Genomic DNA, 19,548 nt, shown 5'->3' on the forward strand with positions numbered 1-19,548 from the left:
TATTTACCCTCTTGCCGCTAAGGCGGTCACTCTGTCATAGGCCGCGCCGCTGTGCAGCACATCCAGTACCTGCTGAGCGTTAGCTTTCAGATCTTCATGCCCGTGTAAACGCATCAACATGGCGACGTTGGCGGCGACGGCGGCTTCGTGAGCGGCTTCACCTTTACCTTGTAGCAAGCGCGTCAGAATGTCACGGTTTTCTTCCGGGGTGCCGCCCGCCAGCTGCGCCTGATGGTAAGGCGTCAGGCCGAAGTCGTCGGCGGTCAGCTGATAGCTTTTAATTTCCCCGTTATGCAGTTCGGCCACCACCGTAGGCGCATGCAGCGAAACTTCATCCATCCCACCGCTGTGCACCACCGCCGCGCGCTGATAACCCAGCACGCGCAGGGTCTCGGCGATCGGCAGCACCAGTTCCGGGCTGTAGACGCCAATCAGCGCCAGCGGCGGATGCGCCGGGTTGATCAGCGGGCCCAGAACGTTGAACAGGGTGCGGGTCTTCAGCTGCTGACGGACCGGCATCGCGTGGCGGAAACCGGTGTGGTACTTCGGCGCGAACAGGAAGCAGACGCCCAGCTCATCAAGCGCGGCGCGGGATTTATCGGCGTTCATATCGAGATTAATGCCGAAGGCCGCCAGCAGGTCAGAAGAGCCTGATTTGCTGGAGACGCTGCGGTTGCCGTGTTTCGCCACTTTCAACCCGCAGGCCGCAGCGACAAAGGCGCTGGCGGTGGAGATATTGATGCTGTTGCTGCCGTCGCCACCGGTGCCAACGATGTCGGCAAACAGGTAGTCCGGGCGCGGGAACGGCGCGGCGTTTTCCAGCAGCGCGGTAGCGGCGCCGGCAATTTCCTGCGGCTGCTCGCCGCGCACTTTCATGCTGACCAGCGCGGCGGCCAGTTGCTCAGGCTTCACTTCGCCGCGCACGACGGCGGAGAACAGCTGGTGGCTCTCCTGCTGGCTCAGGGTTTCCGCCTGGTACAGTTTCTCAAGGATCGGCTGGAGGGTGTTGGTATGCTCCAGCTTCTGCAGCGCCCAGGCCAGGGTCTGCTCCAGCAGTCGCGCGCCCTGGGTGGTGAGGATCGATTCCGGGTGGAACTGGAAGCCGCACACCCGATCCGCATCGTGACGCACCGCCATCACCATACCGTTGAAATTGGCGTTAATCGTCAGCCCGGCGGGAATATTGCTGCCGACCAGCGAGTGGTAGCGCGCCACCGGCAGCGGGTTAGCCAGACCGGCAAACATCGCCTGGCCGTCGTGCTCAATGCTGGAGGCTTTGCCATGGAGGATCTCGCCCGCCTGGCCGACATAGCCGCCGTAGGCTTCGACAATGGCCTGGTGGCCGAGGCAGATGCCGATGATCGGCAGCTTGCCGCGCATACGGGTCAGCAGCTCCGGCATGCAGCCGGCTTCGCTTGGCGTACCCGGGCCCGGGGAGAGCATCAGCACCGGGTTGTCCATGGTGCCCAGACGCTCAATCAGCGCCTGCGCCGGAACGGAGTTGCGATAAATCACTACGTTATGGCCGTTGGCGCGCAGCTGGTCTGCCAGGTTATAGGTAAAGGAATCGATATTATCGAGCAGCAGAATGTCAGCCATCAGAAAATCTCCTTCGCGTGATGGGCCTGGGCAATGGCGCGCAGCACCGCGCGGGCTTTATTTCGGGTCTCATCCGCTTCCGACTGGGGAACCGAGTCGAGCACAATGCCGGCTCCGGCCTGGACGGTAGCGATACCTTCCTGCACGTAGGCGGAACGGATGACGATGCAGGTGTCGAGGTCGCCGTGGGCGGTGAAATAGCCCACCGCGCCGCCGTAGCTGCCGCGGCGTTTACCTTCGGCGGCGGCAATCAGCTGCATGGCGCGGACCTTCGGCGCGCCGCTGAGGGTGCCCATATTCATGCAGGCGCGATAGGCGTGGAGGACGTCGAGATCCTGACGCAATTCGCCTACTACACGGGAGACCAGATGCATCACGAAGGAGTAGCGGTCAACCTTGGTTAAATCAGCGACATAGCGGCTGCCCGGGGTGCAGATGCGCGCCAGGTCATTACGCGCCAGGTCCACCAGCATCAGGTGTTCGGAAAGCTCTTTATGATCGGTGCGCATTTCCAGCTCGATGCGGCTGTCGAGGTCGCGATCCAGCGAGCCGTCGGCGCGGCGGCCGCGTGGCCGGGTGCCGGCGATGGGGTAGATCTCAATCTGACGGCTGACGGCATCATACTTCAGCGAGCTTTCCGGCGAGGCGCCGAACAGGGTGAAATCATTGTCCTGCATAAAGAACATGTACGGGCTGGGGTTGCTCTTCTTCAGCACATCATAAGCGGCCAGCGGCGATGGGCAGGGCAGCGAGAAGCGGCGGGAAGGAACCACCTGGAAGATTTCCCCGGCGCGGATCGCGCGCTGCATTTTGCGCACCACCGCGCCGTACTCTTCATCGCTCTGGTCAACGTCGCAGCGCATTTCGGCCACGGTGGTAACCGGTAGCGGCGCCGGCGGCTCGTTCAGCTGCTGACGCAGCTGGCTCAGGCGCTGCTCCAGGCGCTGTTTTTCACTCTCCAGCGGGGTGAACAGGCTGGCCTGAATGCGGGTATGCTTGGTCTGATGGTCTATGACCAGCAGGGTTTCCGCCAGATAGAAGCAGTAGTCCGGGCAGGCGGTGTCGCTTTGCAACTGGGGAAGATCTTCAAAACCGGCCACCAGGTCATAGGCGAACAGGCCGCCGAAGAACATCGCTTCGCGCTCGTTGTCCGGAACGCTCACCAGCTCCTGCAGGAGACGGAAGGCGTCAAACACCGACAGTGAGCAGAGACGGGCGTCTTCATCGAGCAGGGCGCTGACGGCCGGGAAGGTCAGGATGCGGCCGTTGGGCTGGCGCTGATTGTTGATCCCGGAGGGCAGCGCGCCGTCCAGTAGTTCCAGCAGCGCCGCGCCGTTGGCGGAGAGGGCCTGAATAGTGACAGTGTCACCAAGGGCCGTAATGCGCAGCGCGCTATCGACCAGCAGCAGGCTTTTTAAGTCATCTTTGCTGTCGATGTCAGCGGATTCCAGCAGCAGCGTCGCCGGACGGGCGCCGCACAGTTGGTGGAATAACGCCGTCGGGTTCTCCCGGTAGATGGCGTCGCTGGTGAGAAGCTCGAGTGCCGGTTTGGATGTTTGCATTATTGTTCTCGCCTGTTCGTATTATTTTTGTCCAATAAAAAGCCCGCTCATTGGCGGGCCGGGTATCTGTATGCTGAATGCAAAACGCGATCACGCCGCCCGTCGTCAGGAGGTGCGCCACCAGCTGTGCAGAGTGATAAAGTGCATTTTCATCGTGATACCCCTTCATGTGAACTTTCGTACTAGTTAACTAGTTCAATGGAATAAAGTCAACCCTTGTTTGCAGATTTTCTCTGCCTGTCGGTATGATAATGCGCTTATTTACGTTGATGTCCAGCAGGAGTCCTTTTGAGCGACAGCCAATACGCAGTGATTTACGATCTGCACAGCCATACCACCGCCTCTGACGGGCGGCTGACTCCGCAGGAACTGGTCCATCGCGCCCATGAGATGCGCGTCGGCACCCTGGCGATCACCGACCATGACAGCGTGGCGGCGATCCCGGCGGCCCGGGAGGAGATCGCCCGCGCCGGATTACCCTTGACCCTGGTGAACGGCGTCGAGATTTCCACCCTCTGGGAGAATCACGAGATTCATATTGTGGGTCTGAATATTGATATTGCGCACCCAACGATGATCGCCCTGCTGGAGGAGCAGAAAGCGCGGCGCCAGCAGCGCGGTCAGATGATTGCCGAGCGCCTGGAGAAGGCGCGGATCCCCGGCGCCTGGGAAGGGGCGCTGAGACTGGCGGACGGTGGCGCCGTCACCCGCGGCCATTTTGCCCGTTTTCTGGTGGAGGCCGGCCATGCGAAAAACATGGCGGAAGTCTTCAAAAAATACCTTGCCCGCGGGAAAACCGGTTACGTGCCGCCGCAGTGGTGTACAATAAAACAAGCGATTGATGTGATTCATCATTCTGGCGGCAAGGCTGTGATTGCCCATCCCGGGCGCTACGATCTCTCCGCCAAGTGGTTGAAGCGGCTGTTGGCCCACTTTAGCGAGCAGGGCGGTGATGCCATGGAAGTGGCCCAGTGTCAGCAGGCGCCCCATGAACGCGCCCAGCTGGCCACCCTGGCCGTGCAGTTTGGTCTTCTGGCGTCGCAGGGATCCGATTTTCATCAGCCCTGCGCGTGGATCGAACTTGGCCGTAAGCTCTGGCTTCCTGCCGGCGTGGAAGGCGTCTGGCACAGTTGGGAAGCGGCCGCCGAATAAAAATTGAGAGGGAAGTATGAGCCAGTTTTTTTATATCCATCCGGATAACCCGCAGGCGCGGTTGATTAACCAGGCGGTGGAGATTGTGCGTAAGGGCGGGGTGATCGTTTATCCTACCGACTCCGGCTACGCGCTGGGCTGCAAAATTGAAGACAAGGGGGCGATGGAGCGGATCTGCCGCATTCGTCAGCTGCCGGACGGCCACAACTTTACCCTGATGTGCCGCGATCTGTCCGAGCTGTCAACCTACGCTTTTGTGGATAATGTGGCGTTTCGCCTGATGAAAAACAACACGCCGGGCAACTATACCTTTATCCTTAAGGGGACCAAAGAGGTGCCGCGTCGGCTGCTTCAGGAGAAGCGTAAAACCATCGGCATGCGCGTCCCGTCTAACCCCATCGCTCAGGCGTTGCTCGAGACCTTAGGCGAGCCGATGCTCTCCACGTCGCTGATGCTGCCCGGCAGCGACTTTACCGAATCCGACCCGGAAGAGATCAAAGATCGTCTGGAGAAAGTGGTGGACCTCATCATTCACGGCGGTTTCCTTGGGCAGCAGCCGACCACGGTTATCGATCTCACTGAAGACACCCCGGTGGTGCTGCGCGAAGGCGTCGGCGACGTGAGGCCGTTTCTCTAAGGCTATCTGCCGGGCGGTGCATCATGCGCCGTCCGGTACCCCGCGTTTTCGCCCCGACGGCACGATAATCATCCATAGCGCTACACAAACCAGCAGCGCGCCGAGAATCAATCCTTTCTCCACTGTCTCTCCGAGGCAGAGATAGCCCCACAGCGCCGCAAAAGGTGGGATCAAAAAGGTCACCGACAGCGAACGCAGCGGCCCTATATCTGCAATCAAGCGGAAGTAGAGAATATACCCTGCCGCCGTGCAGACCACGCCCAGCATGACTATCGCTATCCACGGCAGACTCTGCCGCCAGTCTACGGCAGGCCCATGCCAGCAGGACCAGAGAAAGAAAGGAAACAGAAACAGCGTGGCGCCGACCTGGCTACCCAGCGCGACGCGTTCAGCCTCGAGGCCGCCTCGCTGCTGGATCCAGCGGCGGGTCAGAAAGCCGGCCAGACCGTAACAGGCGGTCGCGGTCAGGCAGGCGCCAATCCCCGGCAGCAGCAGGGCGGCGCTAAGGCCAGACGTCGGGCGCGCGATCACCGCCACGCCAATGGCGCCCAGTATCGCGCCGCCGCCTTTGCGCAGGGTTAACGGTTCTGCAAAGCATAACGCGCCGATCAGCACCCCCATCATCGGCGCCGTGGCGTTAAGCGTGGCGGAGTACCCTGCCGGCAGCCATTGCGCGGCAAGGCAGTACATGAGAAAAGGAAGGCCTGAATTAATGACCCCCAACTGCAGAGTGGATGTGAATTTTCCCTGATACCCGCTCCATTTACCCTGCACGCCGAGTAACAGCCCGAGCGCGATAGCGGCGAACAGTACGCGAAGAAAAGCGCTGTTCAACGCCCCGAAGGCCGGGGTGGTGATGCGCATAAACAAAAAGCTGGCGCCCCAGAGGGCGGCGAGCAGCAGCAGGCGGCCATAGTCGATAACACGCATGATTGACTCCTTGTAGTCACGAAGGAAGTCAACTGTAGAACCCACGTGCAGCGTGCGACAAACGCGTTATGCTTACATGATTAAGTTTTTCTTAACTGAGGTTCCATACCCATGAAACTCCCGCCGCTGAATGCGTTGCGCTGCTTTGAGGCGGCGGCGCGGCTGCTCAGCCTGAAGCTGGCCGCCAGTGAGCTTTGCGTCACGCCCAGCGCCGTCAGCCAGCAGATTGCCCGCCTTGAGGAGACGCTGAATGTCCCGCTATTTATCCGTACTCCGCGACGGTTACAGTTAACGGCGGTGGGAGAGATCTACCTGCGGGCCGTTCAGCCGGCGTTTCATCAGATAGCCGCCGCCACCCAGCGCCTGCAGGTGCCCCCGGGACCAGAAAAGGTAGCTATCAGCTGTACCAGCGGCTTCGCCATTCAGTGGCTGCTGCCGCGGCTGGCTGATTTTGAACGACGCTATCCGCAGATAGAGATCCAGATCGGCACCACCAACCGGCGAGTGGATTTGCTGAGTGAAGGGATCGATTTTGCCGTGCGTCATGGTGTCGGTGGCTGGCCGGAACTGCAGGCTTACCGCCTGCTGGATGACGATCTGATGCCGGTCTGTAGCCCGCAACTGATTGCTCCGCGCCGGACGCTCACCGATGCGAGCGATCTACTGCAGTATCCGCTGCTGCACGATGAACATCGTGAAGACTGGGCGCTGTGGTGTGAGGCCGTCGGGCTGGCGCCGCACTTCGCGCGGCGTGGGCCGGTGTTCACTGATTCCAACGGCGTGACGGAGGCGGCGTTCGCCGGTATGGGGATGGCGTTGCTGCGACGCTCATTCATAGCGCCTGCGCTGACGCAGGGGCGGCTGGTTAATCCTCTGGCGCAGCCCATCGCCTGTCCGCTGGCCTATCATCTGGTTTACCACGAGACCGCGCTGCTGGCGCCTGCCAACCGCTGTTTTCGCGACTGGCTGCTTGGCCAGCGCCCGGCCGTTGCTGAGGAGCGCGCGTAGTGAGGGGGCGCTGTCCGATAAAGATCCGTGTGCGTGAATGGGCACAGGAGAATGAGGAAAATCTGTTCCATACTAAAGACGGGGCGCGGCGAACAGAAGCTTTCCCGACGAAGTTAGTGTAGTATGTTCGGCCACGAATACGGGCTCGCGGTGGATATCCTGAACGCGCCGACGAGACTTTACGTTAAAAGTATATACGTAACAATGAGTTGTGCTTTTGGCCTCATTGTTTCATAAAGCATACCAGACGCCTGGGAAGGCGACACCTTAAGGAAGCTCAATGAGCGAGAAACTGCAAAAAGTGCTGGCCCGCGCCGGCCACGGCTCCCGCCGTGAAATTGAAGCGAAAATCGAAGCTGGCCGCGTCAGCGTCGACGGCAAAATCGCCACCCTCGGCGATCGTGTGGAAATTGTCCTTGGTTTAAAAATTCGTATCGATGGTCATCTGATCTCGGTGAAAGAGTCTGCCGAGCAGATCTGCCGCGTGCTGGCTTACTATAAGCCGGAAGGCGAGCTTTGCACCCGTAACGATCCGGAAGGACGCCCGACGGTGTTTGATCGTCTGCCTAAACTGCGCGGCGCGCGCTGGATTGCCGTTGGTCGTCTGGACGTGAATACCTGCGGCCTGCTGCTGTTCACCACCGATGGCGAACTGGCCAACCGCCTGATGCACCCGAGCCGTGAAGTCGAGCGTGAGTACGCCGTTCGCGTTTTCGGCCAGGTGGATGATGATAAGCTGCGCCAGCTGTCGCGCGGCGTACAGTTAGAAGATGGTCCGGCAGCGTTTAAAACCATCAAATTCACCGGCGGCGAAGGGATTAACCAGTGGTATAACGTTACCCTGACCGAAGGGCGTAACCGCGAAGTGCGTCGCCTGTGGGAAGCGGTCGGCGTGCAGGTCAGCCGTCTGATCCGCGTGCGCTACGGCGATATTCTGCTGCCGAAAGGCCTGCCGCGCGGCGGCTATACCGAGCTGGACCTGGCGCAGACCAACTACCTGCGCGAGCTGGTGGAGCTCACGCCGGAAACCAGCTCTAAGGTTGCCGTCGAGAAAGACCGTCGGCGGTTGAAAGCCAATCAGATCCGTCGGGCGGTGAAGCGTCACAGCCAGACCAGCGCTAATCCGCGCCAGGGTAACAACAGCAACCGTCGTTCCAGTACTCGCAATAAGACTAACGGTTAATGTTATGCGTTCCGGTGACTTGCCGCCGGAACGCGTACTTCCTTCCGCGCTATCAGGCCCTCAGTAGTCTATCCCCATCTGCGCTTTAATCCCGGCATCAAATGCATGCTTGACCGGACGCAGTTCGCTGACGGTATCGGCCAGTTCAATAATATCGCGATGACAGCCGCGGCCGGTGATGATCACCGACTGATGGGCAGGGCGCTCACGCAGGGCGCTCAGCACCGACTCCAGCGGCAGGTAATCATACGCCACCATGTAGGTCAGCTCGTCCAGCAGCACCAGATCGAGCTGGTCGTCAGCGAGCATACGGCGGGCATGCTCCCAGACCGCCAGGCAGGCGGCGGTGTCGCTGTCGCGATCCTGGGTGTTCCAGGTGAAGCCGGTGGCCATCACCTGAAATTCGACGCCGTGAGGCTCCAGCAGATTACGCTCGCCGTTAGGCCAGGTCCCCTTGATAAACTGGATCACGCCGACTTTTTTGCCATGGCCGACGGCGCGGGTCGCGGTGCCAAAGGCGGCGGTGGTTTTGCCTTTGCCGTTGCCGGTAAAGACCATCACAATGCCGCGCTCGTCCTGGGCCGCCGCCACCCGGGCGTCAACTTTATCTTTCAGCCGCTGCTGGCGTTCGCGGTAGCGTTCATCACTCATTGGGCAATTCCTGGTTTACGTCCCGGTTGGGCGTCGAAGGTCATTCCCGTCTTGCGACGACTGTCGTCACCCATCAGCCACAGATAGACGGGCATAATGTCAGCGGGGGTTTTCAGTTTCAGCGGATCTTCCGTCGGGAACGCGCTGGCGCGCATTCCGGTGCGAGTGCCGCCGGGGTTGATACAGTTTACCCGCAGGTGGCGGCTTTGATACTCGTCGGCCAGCACCTGCATCATCCCTTCGGTGGCGAATTTGGAAACGGCATAGGCGCCCCAGTTGGCGCGGCCCTGACGACCGACGCTGGATGAGGTGAAGACCAGCGAGCCCGATTCCGAACGGAGTAATAAAGGAAGAAGCGCCTGGGTCAGCATAAAGGTGCCATTAACGTTCACCTGCATCACCTGCTGCCAGACCTCCGGCTTCTGCTCTTCCATTGGGCAGATGTCGCCGAGCAGGCCAGCGTTATGCAGCACGCCGTCAAGGCGGGGATAATGCATGCTGATCTGCTGCGCCAGCTGCTGGCACGCCTGGGGCGTACAGGTGAGCAGGTCGAGGGTAAACCAGCGAGGGGGAATACCACCCTCACGCTCAATCTCCTGGGCGACGGTGCGCAGTTTGTCGTCGTTGCGACCCAGCAGGATAACGCTGGCGCTATAGCGCGCGTAGGTCAGGGCCGCTTCACGACCAATCCCGTCGCTGGCCCCGGTGACCAGGATGATGCGATCTTTCAGCAAGTGACGTTGTGGTTGATAATGCACGGCAACTCCTTGGGCGATCGGTTCCCGATCGCGCTTCATCTTTGGTATCTCACTTTTGCGCTGTTATGCCTGAAAGCGCCCGCCATTGCAATCGGCGAAGCGGAAAGTATTCACAAAATTAATATCTTGCAACGATTTCAGCCGCGCGAAAAAAAACAGAATCCGCTGCGCAGAGAACACAAAGCACAAAGACTTCTCGCCAGCGGCTGAGGTACACTGTGCAGCAACGTCAGTGCTTTACACAAGGTGAAAACGTGGAATTACTTGCTCAGTACGGCTTATTTTTAGCCAAGATCGCGACGGTTGTCGTCGCCATCGCGGTGATTGCCGCTATTATCGTCAACCTCGCTCAGCGCAAGAAGCAGCGCGGCGAGCTGCGGGTGACCAATCTTAGCGAGCATTATAAAGAGATGAAGGAATCGCTGGCGGTGGCGCTGCTGGACGGCCCGCAGCAGAAGCAGTGGCATAAGGCGCAGAAGAAAAAGCAAAAACAAGAGGCGAAGGCGGCCAAAGCGCGGGCGAAGCTGGGCAATGCCGAGCCGGAAGGCAAGCCGCGCGCCTGGGTGCTGGATTTCAAAGGCAGTATGGATGCCCATGAGGTCAATAGCCTGCGGGAAGAGATCACCGCGGTACTGGCGGCGGCGAAAGCGCGCGATCAGGTGGTGATTCGCCTGGAAAGCCCCGGCGGGGTGGTGCACGGCTACGGTCTGGCCGCCTCTCAGCTGCAGCGCTTGCGCGACAAGCAGATCCCGCTGACGGTGGCGGTCGACAAAGTGGCGGCCAGCGGCGGCTATATGATGGCCTGCGTGGCGAACAAAATTGTCTCGGCGCCGTTTGCGATCCTCGGCTCTATTGGCGTGGTGGCGCAGATCCCGAACCTGCACCGCTTCCTGAAGAATAAAGATATCGATATCGAACTGCACACCGCCGGGCAGTACAAACGAACGCTCACCATGCTGGGCGAAAATACCGAGGAAGGGCGGCGCAAGTTCCGCGAGGATCTCAATGAGACACATCATTTGTTCAAGGATTTCGTCCACCGGATGCGTCCGGGACTTGATATTGAGCAGGTGGCCACCGGCGAACACTGGTACGGGGTGCAGGCGCTGGAAAAAGGACTGGTGGATGCGGTTGAAACCAGCGATGAGCTGCTGCTGGGGCTGATGGAGAGCCACGAGGTGATCGGGGTGCGTTATCAACAGCGTAAGAAGATGCTCGACCGCTTTACCGGTAGCGCGGCGGAGAGCGCCGATCGGCTTCTGCTGCGCTGGTGGCAGCGCGGTCAGAAACCGCTGATGTAAATAACATAACGCGAGGCCTGGGCCTCGCGTTATTGTTTTCACTTGTCTTAATCGACCAGGTGGTACTTGTCCGACAGTTCGTGAGCAAGATACTTAAACATGTTAAATACCGCTGTACTCTTCGGCGTCGGTAGTCCCTGCTCATCAAGGTAAAACTCACCGCTAAACACCAGGACATTGTTGCGCTGAACGACGTCGGTGGCTTCGATACCGGCTAACGTATCCTCATGTTCGCGAATAAGTTTGTTGGCTTTTTCGAGCAGCGTCTGGCGATCGATTGGTTGGGTTGTACCTTGCATAACGGACTCCTCTTTTTCTCCGCGCGTAGTTTACGCCGCGCGGCGGCGTGGGGCAATTTTTCCATGCATAAATCAAGGGTAATGGTAACCAGTGGAGAAACAGCCGTTTACTGGCGGGATTTGCTTTTGCATGCTAATAAAGTTGCGTAACGAATTTTATCAGGTACAGTGTGACGCTTTCGGCGATCTGGCAACAGATTTGCTTGACATTCGGCCAAAAATTCTTCGTGCTATGTCACCTGACGAGAAAAAGTCAGCAAACTCAAGCGCCTGGTTTTACGGAGATGAAACGGGTGTTCAGGGTTGATATTCACCGACGGTGCCGCAACATATGAGGCAGTCGCCAGTGGAGGGTGTATGAATGTGCGATGTATTCCTGGATGAATCAAATTAGGTAAAGGTGAATATGGGTAAAGCTCTCGTTATCGTTGAGTCCCCGGCAAAAGCCAAAACGATCAATAAGTATCTGGGTAATGACTACGTGGTGAAATCCAGCGTCGGTCATATCCGCGATTTGCCGACCAGTGGATCAGCTTCCAAAAAGAGCGCCGACTCTACCGCCACCAAAGGGGCTAAAAAGCCTAAAAAGGACGAACGTAGTGCTCTGGTTAACCGTATGGGCGTGGACCCATGGCATGACTGGAATGCGCACTATGAAGTACTTCCGGGTAAAGAAAAGGTAGTTTCAGAACTCAAACAGTTGGCGGAAAAAGCTGACCACATCTATCTCGCAACCGACCTTGACCGCGAAGGGGAAGCCATTGCCTGGCACCTGCGGGAAGTCATCGGCGGCGATGAACAGCGTTACAGCCGCGTGGTGTTCAATGAGATCACCAAAAACGCTATTCGTCAGGCCTTTGAAAAGCCGGGCGAACTGAATATCGATCGGGTTAACGCCCAGCAGGCGCGTCGTTTTATGGACCGCGTGGTGGGCTATATGGTTTCGCCGCTGCTGTGGAAAAAAATCGCCCGTGGTCTTTCTGCCGGGCGCGTGCAGTCCGTCGCGGTCCGCCTGGTGGTGGAGCGTGAACGTGAAATTAAAGCGTTCGTCCCGGAAGAGTACTGGGAAGTCGACGCCAGCACCACCACGCCGGGCGGTGACGCCCTGCCGCTGCAGGTGACCCATAAGGATGATAAGCCGTTCCGTCCGGTCAGCCGCGATGAGACCATGGCGGCGGTATCGCTGCTGGAAAAAGCCAGCTACAGCGTACTGGAGCGTGAAGATAAGCCGACCAGCAGCAAGCCGGGCGCGCCGTTCATCACCTCCACCCTGCAGCAGGCGGCCAGCACCCGTCTGGGCTTCGGCGTGAAAAAGACCATGATGATGGCTCAGCGACTCTATGAGGCAGGGCACATCACCTATATGCGTACCGACTCCACCAACCTGAGTCAGGACGCGCTGAACATGGTTCGCGGCTACATCAGCGACAAATTTGGCAAAAAATATCTGCCGGATAGCGCGAACCAGTACGCCAGCAAAGAAAACTCGCAGGAAGCGCACGAAGCGATTCGTCCGTCTGATGTGAACGTGCTGGCGGAAACGCTGAAAGATATGGAAGCGGATGCGCAGAAGCTTTATCAGCTGATCTGGCGCCAGTTTGTCGCCTGTCAGATGACGCCGGCGCAGTACGACTCCACCACGCTGACCGTGGCTGCGGGTGATTTCAAACTGAAAGCGCGCGGTCGCACTTTACGTTTCGACGGCTGGACAAAAGTCATGCCGGCGCTGCGCAAGGGCGATGAAGACCGGACGCTGCCGCTGGTCAAACAGGGCGACCGCCTGAGCCTGGTGGAGCTGACGCCTGCGCAGCACTTTACCAAGCCGCCGGCGCGTTTCAGCGAGGCCTCGCTGGTGAAAGAGCTGGAAAAACGCGGGATTGGCCGTCCGTCGACCTACGCGTCGATCATTTCGACCATTCAGGATCGCGGCTACGTGCGGGTGGAAAATCGTCGTTTTTACGCCGAAAAAATGGGCGAGATCGTTACCGACCGGCTGGAAGAAAACTTCCGCGATCTGATGAACTACGATTTTACCGCGCAGATGGAGGATCGCCTCGACCAGGTTGCGAACCACCAGGCCGAGTGGAAAGAGGTGCTGAACCACTTCTTCGGCGATTTTACCACCCAGCTGGCGACGGCAGAGAAAGATCCGGAAGAGGGCGGCATGCAGCCGAACCCGATGGTGCTCACCAGCATCGACTGCCCGACCTGCGGCCGTAAAATGGGGATCCGTACCGCCAGCACCGGCGTTTTCCTCGGCTGTTCGGGCTATGCCTTGCCGCCGAAAGAGCGGTGCAAAACCACCATCAACCTGGTGCCAGAGAACGAAGTCCTCAACGTGCTGGAAGGCGATGACGCGGAAACCAACGCGCTGCGCGCCAAACGTCGCTGCCAGAAGTGTGGGACGGCGATGGACAGCTACCTTATCGATCCTAAGCGTAAGCTGCACGTCTGTGGTAATAACCCGACCTGCGACGGCTACGAGATTGAAGAGGGCGAATTCCGCATCAAGGGCTATGACGGCCCGGTGGTGGAGTGCGAGAAGTGCGGGTCTGAAATGCACCTAAAAATGGGGCGTTTCGGTAAGTACATGGCCTGTACCAACGACGAGTGTAAGAACACGCGTAAGATCCTGCGCAATGGCGAAGTGGCTCCGCCGAAGGAAGATCCGGTGCCGCTGCCGGAGCTGCCGTGTGAGAAGTCTGACGCCTACTTTGTGCTGCGCGACGGGGCGGCGGGCGTCTTCCTGGCGGCCAACACCTTCCCGAAATCACGGGAAACGCGTGCGCCGCTGGTGGAGGAGCTGTACCGCTTCCGCGATCGTCTGCCGGAAAAACTGCGTTATCTCGCCGATGCGCCGCAGCAGGATCCGGAAGGCAATAAAACGCTGGTACGCTTTAGCCGTAAAACCAAGCAGCAGTACGTGGCGTCCGAAAAAGAGGGCAAAGCGACCGGCTGGTCAGCTTTCTTTATCGACGGTAAGTGGACGGAACCCAAAAAGTAATGGCGTTCGTTCGGGCAGGAAAAGCGCGCTTTTCCTGCTCAGGCGACCGGCAGAGAGAGTGCATTTCTCTGCCGTGTCGTCTTCCCCTCTTTGCGTTAATTTCCTCCCCTTATAACCACCTATATTATTTTTCGTTAGCGTCTATACAGTGTTGATATAAATGATATAGTGGTTATAGTTAATGCCTTTTTTATTATTAAAACGTCTTATACATCATCGCTTTCAGGATGCATTGCGGCGCCACTATGGCCAACTGCCGGGAGCCCAGGGCCTTCATCGGCGACAAGTTGCCTGAACGTAAAGTGTATTAAGCGGCTTCATTTTACGCGCAAACGGATATCAGCCATGAAACTACAACAGCTTCGCTACATCGTTGAGGTGGTTAACCATAACCTGAATGTTTCATCCACCGCCGAAGGGCTCTATACCTCCCAACCGGGTATCAGTAAGCAGGTCCGGATGCTGGAGGATGAGCTGGGCATTCAGATCTTTGCCCGCAGCGGTAAACACTTAACCCAGGTGACGCCGGCCGGGCAGGAGATCATCCGCATCGCCCGCGAAGTGCTGTCGAAAGTCGATGCCATCAAATCTGTCGCCGGAGAGCATACCTGGCCTGACAAAGGGTCTCTTTACGTCGCCACCACCCATACCCAGGCGCGCTATGCGTTACCGGGAGTGATCAAGGGGTTTATTGAACGCTACCCGCGGGTGTCGCTGCATATGCATCAGGGCTCGCCGACTCAGATTGCGGAGGCTGTGTCGAAAGGCAATGCCGATTTCGCCATCGCCACCGAGGCGCTACATCTGTATGACGATCTGGTGATGCTGCCATGCTATCACTGGAACCGGTCGATTGTAGTGACCCCCGAGCATCCTCTGGCCACCAAGGGCTCGGTGTCCATAGAGGAACTGGCCCAGTATCCATTGGTAACCTATACCTTTGGTTTTACCGGCCGCTCCGAACTGGATACCGCGTTTAACCGTGCGGGCCTGACGCCGCGCATTGTTTTTACCGCCACCGATGCCGACGTCATCAAAACCTATGTTCGCCTGGGGCTGGGGGTAGGGGTAATCGCCAGCATGGCGGTGGATCCGGTCTCTGACCCGGATCTGGTGAAGCTGGATGCGAACGGTATTTTCAGCCACAGCACCACTAAGATAGGTTTCCGCCGTAGCACCTTCTTACGAAGCTACATGTATGATTTTATTCAACGTTTTGCTCCCCATTTGACCAGGGACGTGGTAGATACCGCGGTGGCTTTACGCTCGAATGAAGATATTGAAGCGATGTTCAAAGATATAAAACTTCCGGAAAAATAACCCTGAAAATAATAATGGCACTCCCTGCGAGGAGTGCCATTAACTATGATGGACTGTATTTAACAACTTAAACCTCGAACCAATCACAAAATTAATAATTTTTGGCAACACGTTTTTCATTATGCCCGCCGCGATCAAATAACCGGTTAAATATATTCCATCAGGCCTAAATTCACTGGATTAATCTTTTATCCATAATTAAGATTTATCTGTACCTGATGATTTGAGCAATTGGTGGTGACAATATGATAAGTAATATCGATTACATGAAACTGGCGATGTCATACGAGAATGACAAAACCGAAATCGATCCCGTTCTGCGTAGTCGCGTATGGGGCGTAGTGTTGGTAGGGTTGGCGATGTTCTGGAGCATCATCGCGCTCACCATCTGCAACATCTGGATTGTCAGCTAAAGCTGTAGGTCATCGTTGTAGATACATGTCATTTTTATGACAGTGAAAGGAAACTGTAATATAAAATCAGTGACCGGCAATACAGGGAGAATATATTTTGCCGCTGGATTCATCCAACCTGAAATCACTCATCAGAGCTAATCACTGCCCGCTGGCCGATTAGCTCTTTTTTTGTCCTCGTGTACTAATACAATATCGGCATACGCCCTCTTTGCACTATTTTGGTGCTATTTCGCCTGCTCTCGGATAATTCCCGTTTCCTCTCTCTCTGTCTCGCCGTATTTAGCAATTTGGGTTGTTATCAAAGTGTTATGCTCAGTATGTGTTATCTTTAATGGAGACCCTGAGGAGAATCAGGGTATGCCATCCCTGAGATAAAGGAGGAGCTATGTCGTCAACCCTACGAGAAGCCAGTAAGGACACGCTGCAGGTCAACGATAAAACCTGGCATTACTACAGTCTGCCGTTGGCGGAGAAGCAGCTGGGCGAGATCAGTCGACTGCCCAAGTCGCTGAAGGTGCTGATGGAGAACCTGCTGCGCTGGCAGGACGGTGACTCGGTAACTGAAGAAGATATTCGCGCCCTGGCCGGCTGGCTGCAACAGGCCCATGCCGACCGGGAAATCGCCTACCGTCCGGCACGCGTCCTGATGCAGGACTTTACCGGCGTGCCGGCGGTAGTGGATCTGGCCGCCATGCGCGAGGCGGTGAAACGCCTTGGCGGCGATACAGCGAAGGTTAATCCGCTATCGCCGGTTGACCTGGTGATCGACCACTCGGTGACCGTTGACCGCTTCGGCGACGACGAGGCCTTCGAAGACAACGTCCGCCTGGAAATGGAGCGGAACCACGAACGCTACGCTTTTCTGCGCTGGGGGCAGCAGGCCTTCAGCCGCTTCAGCGTGGTGCCGCCGGGCACCGGTATTTGCCACCAGGTGAACCTGGAATACCTTGGCCGGGCGGTCTGGAGCGAGGAGGTGAACGGCCAGTGGATGGCGTGGCCGGATACGCTGGTGGGCACCGACTCCCATACCACCATGATTAATGGTCTTGGCGTGCTGGGCTGGGGCGTGGGCGGGATTGAAGCGGAAGCCGCTATGCTGGGCCAGCCGGTGTCAATGCTGATCCCCGATGTTGTGGGCTTTAAGCTCAGCGGCAAACTGCGCGAAGGCATCACCGCCACTGACCTGGTACTGACGGTTACCCAAATGCTGCGTCAGCATGGCGTCGTCGGCAAGTTTGTTGAATTCTACGGTGACGGCCTGGATACCTTACCCCTTGCCGACAGGGCGACCATCGCCAATATGGCGCCGGAGTATGGCGCCACCTGTGGCTTTTTCCCTATCGATGACGTAACGCTCAGCTATATGCGTCTCAGCGGCCGTAGCGAAGAACAGGTCGCGCTGGTGGAAGCCTACGCTAAAGCCCAGGGCATGTGGCGCCAGCCTGGCGATGAGCCGGTCTTTACCAGTACCCTGGCGCTGGATATGAGCAGCGTCGAAGCGAGCCTCGCCGGGCCGAAGCGACCGCAGGATCGCGTGGCGCTGGGCGATGTTCCGAAAGCCTTCGCCGCCAGCGGCGAGCTGGAGGTTAACCACCTTCAGCGTCAGCGTCAGCCGGTTGACTATACGCTGAACGGGCATCACTATTCGCTACCGGATGGCGCGGTGGCTATTGCAGCGATTACCTCCTGCACCAATACCTCTAACCCCAGCGTGTTGATGGCCGCCGGTCTGCTGGCGAAAAAAGCCGTCGAACGCGGCCTGCAGCCGCAGCCGTGGGTGAAAGCTTCCCTGGCCCCAGGCTCGAAAGTGGTGTCGGATTATCTGGCCCATGCCGGCCTGACGCCTTACCTCGACCAGCTCGGCTTCAATCTGGTGGGATATGGTTGCACCACCTGTATCGGTAACTCCGGTCCATTGCCTGAACCTATCGAAGAAGCGATCAAAAAAGGCGATCTGACCGTCGGGGCAGTGCTCTCCGGTAACCGTAACTTCGAAGGGCGTATTCATCCGCTGGTGAAAACAAACTGGCTGGCCTCGCCGCCGTTGGTGGTCGCCTATGCTCTGGCGGGGAACATGAATATCGACCTCACCCGCGAGCCGTTGGGACAGGGCAAGAATGGCGAGCCGGTCTATCTGAAAGATATCTGGCCGAGCGGGGAGGAGATTGCCCGCGCGGTGGAACAGGTCTCCACCGAGATGTTCCGCAAAGAGTACGCGGAAGTGTTTTCCGGCACTGAGGAGTGGAAGGCGATCAAGGTGGAGGCGTCAGATACCTACGACTGGCAGGAGGACTCGACCTATATTCGCTTGTCGCCGTTCTTTGACGAGATGGGCGCCGAGCCGCTGCCGGTAGAGGATATTCGCGGCGCGCGGATCCTCGCCATGCTGGGCGACTCAGTCACCACGGACCACATTTCGCCGGCGGGGAGCATCAAAGCCGATAGTCCGGCAGGCCGCTATCTGCAGGAGCATGGGGTTGCCCGGCGCGACTTTAACTCCTATGGTTCCCGTCGCGGTAACCATGAGGTGATGATGCGTGGCACCTTCGCCAATATCCGCATCCGTAACGAAATGGTCCCAGGGGTGGAAGGGGGCATGACCCGCCATCTGCCGGATCCTGAACCGATGGCGATTTACGATGCGGCGATGCTGTACAAGGCTGAGGGCACACCGCTGGCGGTGATTGCCGGTAAGGAGTATGGCTCAGGTTCCAGCCGTGACTGGGCGGCGAAGGGGCCGCGCCTGCTGGGGATTCGGGTAGTGATCGCCGAGTCCTTCGAGCGTATCCACCGTTCCAACCTGATCGGAATGGGCATTTTGCCGCTGGAGTTCCCGCAGGGCGTCACCCGCAAAACGCTGCGGTTGACCGGGGAAGAGCGGATTGATATCAGCAATCTGCAGTCGCTTCAGCCTGGCGCTACGGTGCCGGTGACCCTGACTCGCGCTGACGGCTCGCAGGAAGCGATCCCTTGTCGGTGCCGTATCGACACGGCGACCGAACTCACCTACTACCGCAACGACGGCATCCTGCACTACGTTATTCGTAATATGCTGTGAAACAAAGGGCCAGCATCGCTGGCCCTTTTTCGGTTATTCCACCGGTTTATTCTGTCGGCTTGCTGTTCAGCAGATGGCCCATCTTTGCGGCTTTGGTGTCCAGATAGTGAGCGTTTTTCGGGTTACGCCCGACGATCAGCGGCACCCGCTCCACAATGTTGATCCCGGCTTCGGTAAGAATTTCCACTTTTTTCGGGTTATTGGTTAATAACCGCACCTGCTCAACGTTGAGCAATTTGAACATGTCAGCGCACAAGGTGAAATCGCGCTCATCGGCGGCGAAGCCAAGCTGATGGTTCGCTTCGACAGTGTCGTAGCCCTGATCCTGCAGCGCGTAGGCGCGGATCTTATTCAATAAACCAATGTTGCGTCCTTCCTGGCGGTGATACAGCAGGATCCCCCGACCTTCTTCAGCGATATGCGACAGAGCCGCTTCCAGTTGAAAGCCGCAATCACAGCGCAGGCTAAACAGGGCATCGCCCGTCAAACACTCTGAATGTACGCGGGCGAGGACCGGCGACTGCCCTGATATATCGCCATATACCAGCGCGACATGATCCTGTCCGGTTGCCAGTTCTTCAAAACCCACCATCAGGAAATCGCCCCAGGGGGTTGGCAGTTTGGCTTCTGCCACACGTTTAAGCTGCATGTGATTCTCCAGATTCTGTCA

17 protein-coding genes and 1 other annotated feature are annotated in these 19,548 nt (G+C 58.0%); of the genes, 10 read left to right on the forward strand and 7 right to left on the reverse strand.

The annotated features are described in order from the left end of the window. Positions 1-3 precede the first annotated feature (3 nt). On the reverse strand, positions 4-1,599 hold the full coding sequence (gene trpD / locus KHQ23_RS00245) for a bifunctional anthranilate synthase glutamate amidotransferase component TrpG/anthranilate phosphoribosyltransferase TrpD (RefSeq protein WP_004148109.1): 1,596 nt from the start codon (positions 1,597-1,599) through the stop codon (positions 4-6). Further along, entirely contained in the window at positions 1,599-3,161 is a 1,563-nt protein-coding gene (locus tag KHQ23_RS00250) for an anthranilate synthase component 1 (protein WP_004176488.1), read from the reverse strand. Before KHQ23_RS00250 ends, trpD begins: the two co-directional genes overlap by 1 nt. 33 nt (positions 3,162-3,194) lie before the next feature. Continuing rightward, positions 3,195-3,290, reverse strand: a sequence feature (Trp leader region). A gap of 159 nt (positions 3,291-3,449) precedes the next feature. Between KHQ23_RS00250 and rnm the strand changes: the two genes are divergently transcribed. Together rnm and KHQ23_RS00260 are read left to right on the forward strand one after the other, a co-directional pair. Next, positions 3,450-4,313, forward strand: a complete 864-nt coding sequence (gene rnm / locus KHQ23_RS00255) for an RNase AM (RefSeq protein WP_211776838.1) — start codon at positions 3,450-3,452, stop codon at positions 4,311-4,313. A gap of 16 nt (positions 4,314-4,329) precedes the next feature. Then, positions 4,330-4,950: an L-threonylcarbamoyladenylate synthase gene (locus tag KHQ23_RS00260; RefSeq protein WP_002901738.1), complete on the forward strand. Its 621-nt coding sequence runs from the start codon at positions 4,330-4,332 to the stop codon at positions 4,948-4,950. 21 nt (positions 4,951-4,971) lie between these two features. Here the strand turns inward: KHQ23_RS00260 and KHQ23_RS00265 are convergent, their stop codons facing one another. After that, positions 4,972-5,880, reverse strand: a complete 909-nt coding sequence (locus tag KHQ23_RS00265; protein ID WP_004210746.1) for a DMT family transporter — start codon at positions 5,878-5,880, stop codon at positions 4,972-4,974. A gap of 111 nt (positions 5,881-5,991) precedes the next feature. Here KHQ23_RS00265 and gcvA point away from each other — a divergent pair, with 111 nt between their 5' ends. Beyond that, a complete protein-coding gene (gcvA, locus tag KHQ23_RS00270) occupies positions 5,992-6,888 on the forward strand; it encodes a transcriptional regulator GcvA (protein WP_004176482.1) in 897 nt (298 codons plus the stop codon). 280 nt (positions 6,889-7,168) lie between these two features. After that, entirely contained in the window at positions 7,169-8,071 is a 903-nt protein-coding gene (gene rluB / locus KHQ23_RS00275) for a 23S rRNA pseudouridine(2605) synthase RluB (RefSeq protein WP_032434372.1), read from the forward strand. 60 nt (positions 8,072-8,131) lie between these two features. Here rluB and cobO read toward each other — a convergent pair whose 3' ends face one another. Both cobO and KHQ23_RS00285 read right to left on the reverse strand, forming a co-directional pair. After that, positions 8,132-8,722, reverse strand: a complete 591-nt coding sequence (cobO, locus tag KHQ23_RS00280) for a cob(I)yrinic acid a,c-diamide adenosyltransferase (RefSeq protein WP_002901749.1) — start codon at positions 8,720-8,722, stop codon at positions 8,132-8,134. After that, positions 8,719-9,480, reverse strand: coding sequence for a YciK family oxidoreductase (locus KHQ23_RS00285; RefSeq protein ID WP_004196459.1), 762 nt, complete (start codon positions 9,478-9,480; stop codon positions 8,719-8,721). The genes cobO and KHQ23_RS00285 overlap by 4 nt, the downstream gene beginning before the upstream one ends. Here KHQ23_RS00285 and KHQ23_RS00290 point away from each other — a divergent pair. Together KHQ23_RS00290 and sohB are read left to right on the forward strand one after the other, a co-directional pair. Continuing rightward, the gene (locus tag KHQ23_RS00290) at positions 9,475-9,690 is read left to right on the forward strand and encodes a hypothetical protein (protein WP_004210741.1); all 216 of its coding nucleotides are present in this window, start codon (positions 9,475-9,477) and stop codon (positions 9,688-9,690) included. The genes KHQ23_RS00285 and KHQ23_RS00290 overlap by 6 nt on opposite strands. Before the next feature lie 44 nt (positions 9,691-9,734). Further along, on the forward strand, positions 9,735-10,781 hold the full coding sequence (gene sohB, locus KHQ23_RS00295) for a protease SohB (protein ID WP_002901758.1): 1,047 nt from the start codon (positions 9,735-9,737) through the stop codon (positions 10,779-10,781). A 47-nt stretch (positions 10,782-10,828) separates the two neighbouring features. On the opposite strand, the gene KHQ23_RS00300 is transcribed toward sohB, so the two are convergent. After that, positions 10,829-11,080: a YciN family protein gene (locus tag KHQ23_RS00300; protein ID WP_002901761.1), complete on the reverse strand. Its 252-nt coding sequence runs from the start codon at positions 11,078-11,080 to the stop codon at positions 10,829-10,831. Positions 11,081-11,486: 406 nt separating this feature from the next. Between KHQ23_RS00300 and topA the strand changes: the two genes are divergently transcribed. From topA to acnA, 4 genes are all read left to right on the forward strand, one after another. After that, positions 11,487-14,084: a type I DNA topoisomerase gene (gene topA, locus KHQ23_RS00305; RefSeq protein ID WP_032434376.1), complete on the forward strand. Its 2,598-nt coding sequence runs from the start codon at positions 11,487-11,489 to the stop codon at positions 14,082-14,084. A 345-nt stretch (positions 14,085-14,429) separates the two neighbouring features. Beyond that, positions 14,430-15,404 carry an HTH-type transcriptional regulator CysB gene (gene cysB, locus KHQ23_RS00310; RefSeq protein ID WP_002901772.1) on the forward strand — a complete coding sequence of 325 codons (975 nt, stop codon included), beginning with the start codon at positions 14,430-14,432 and terminating at the stop codon, positions 15,402-15,404. Between the two features lie 245 nt (positions 15,405-15,649). Beyond that, positions 15,650-15,817: a YmiA family putative membrane protein gene (locus KHQ23_RS00315; RefSeq protein WP_002901776.1), complete on the forward strand. Its 168-nt coding sequence runs from the start codon at positions 15,650-15,652 to the stop codon at positions 15,815-15,817. Positions 15,818-16,205: 388 nt separating this feature from the next. After that, positions 16,206-18,878, forward strand: a complete 2,673-nt coding sequence (gene acnA / locus KHQ23_RS00320; protein ID WP_004176472.1) for an aconitate hydratase AcnA — start codon at positions 16,206-16,208, stop codon at positions 18,876-18,878. Between the two features lie 46 nt (positions 18,879-18,924). On the opposite strand, the gene ribA is transcribed toward acnA, so the two are convergent. Then, a complete protein-coding gene (gene ribA, locus KHQ23_RS00325) occupies positions 18,925-19,527 on the reverse strand; it encodes a GTP cyclohydrolase II (protein WP_002901778.1) in 603 nt (200 codons plus the stop codon). Between the last annotated feature and the right edge of the window lie 21 nt (positions 19,528-19,548).

The organism is Klebsiella sp. 64, from assembly GCF_018223915.1.
Lineage (GTDB): Bacteria > Pseudomonadota > Gammaproteobacteria > Enterobacterales > Enterobacteriaceae > Klebsiella > Klebsiella pneumoniae.

Coding starts and splice junctions, on each gene's coding strand:
- KHQ23_RS00315 (WP_002901776.1), top strand. CDS start 15,650: ATGATAAGTAATATCGATTACATGAAACTGGCGATGTCATACGAGAAT.
- KHQ23_RS00260 (WP_002901738.1), top strand. CDS start 4,330: ATGAGCCAGTTTTTTTATATCCATCCGGATAACCCGCAGGCGCGGTTG.
- ribA (WP_002901778.1), bottom strand. CDS start 19,527: ATGCAGCTTAAACGTGTGGCAGAAGCCAAACTGCCAACCCCCTGGGGC.
- cysB (WP_002901772.1), top strand. CDS start 14,430: ATGAAACTACAACAGCTTCGCTACATCGTTGAGGTGGTTAACCATAAC.
- cobO (WP_002901749.1), bottom strand. CDS start 8,722: ATGAGTGATGAACGCTACCGCGAACGCCAGCAGCGGCTGAAAGATAAA.
- acnA (WP_004176472.1), top strand. CDS start 16,206: ATGTCGTCAACCCTACGAGAAGCCAGTAAGGACACGCTGCAGGTCAAC.
- KHQ23_RS00265 (WP_004210746.1), bottom strand. CDS start 5,880: ATGCGTGTTATCGACTATGGCCGCCTGCTGCTGCTCGCCGCCCTCTGG.
- trpD (WP_004148109.1), bottom strand. CDS start 1,599: ATGGCTGACATTCTGCTGCTCGATAATATCGATTCCTTTACCTATAAC.
- rluB (WP_032434372.1), top strand. CDS start 7,169: ATGAGCGAGAAACTGCAAAAAGTGCTGGCCCGCGCCGGCCACGGCTCC.
- KHQ23_RS00250 (WP_004176488.1), bottom strand. CDS start 3,161: ATGCAAACATCCAAACCGGCACTCGAGCTTCTCACCAGCGACGCCATC.
- KHQ23_RS00290 (WP_004210741.1), top strand. CDS start 9,475: ATGCACGGCAACTCCTTGGGCGATCGGTTCCCGATCGCGCTTCATCTT.
- topA (WP_032434376.1), top strand. CDS start 11,487: ATGGGTAAAGCTCTCGTTATCGTTGAGTCCCCGGCAAAAGCCAAAACG.
- gcvA (WP_004176482.1), top strand. CDS start 5,992: ATGAAACTCCCGCCGCTGAATGCGTTGCGCTGCTTTGAGGCGGCGGCG.
- KHQ23_RS00300 (WP_002901761.1), bottom strand. CDS start 11,080: ATGCAAGGTACAACCCAACCAATCGATCGCCAGACGCTGCTCGAAAAA.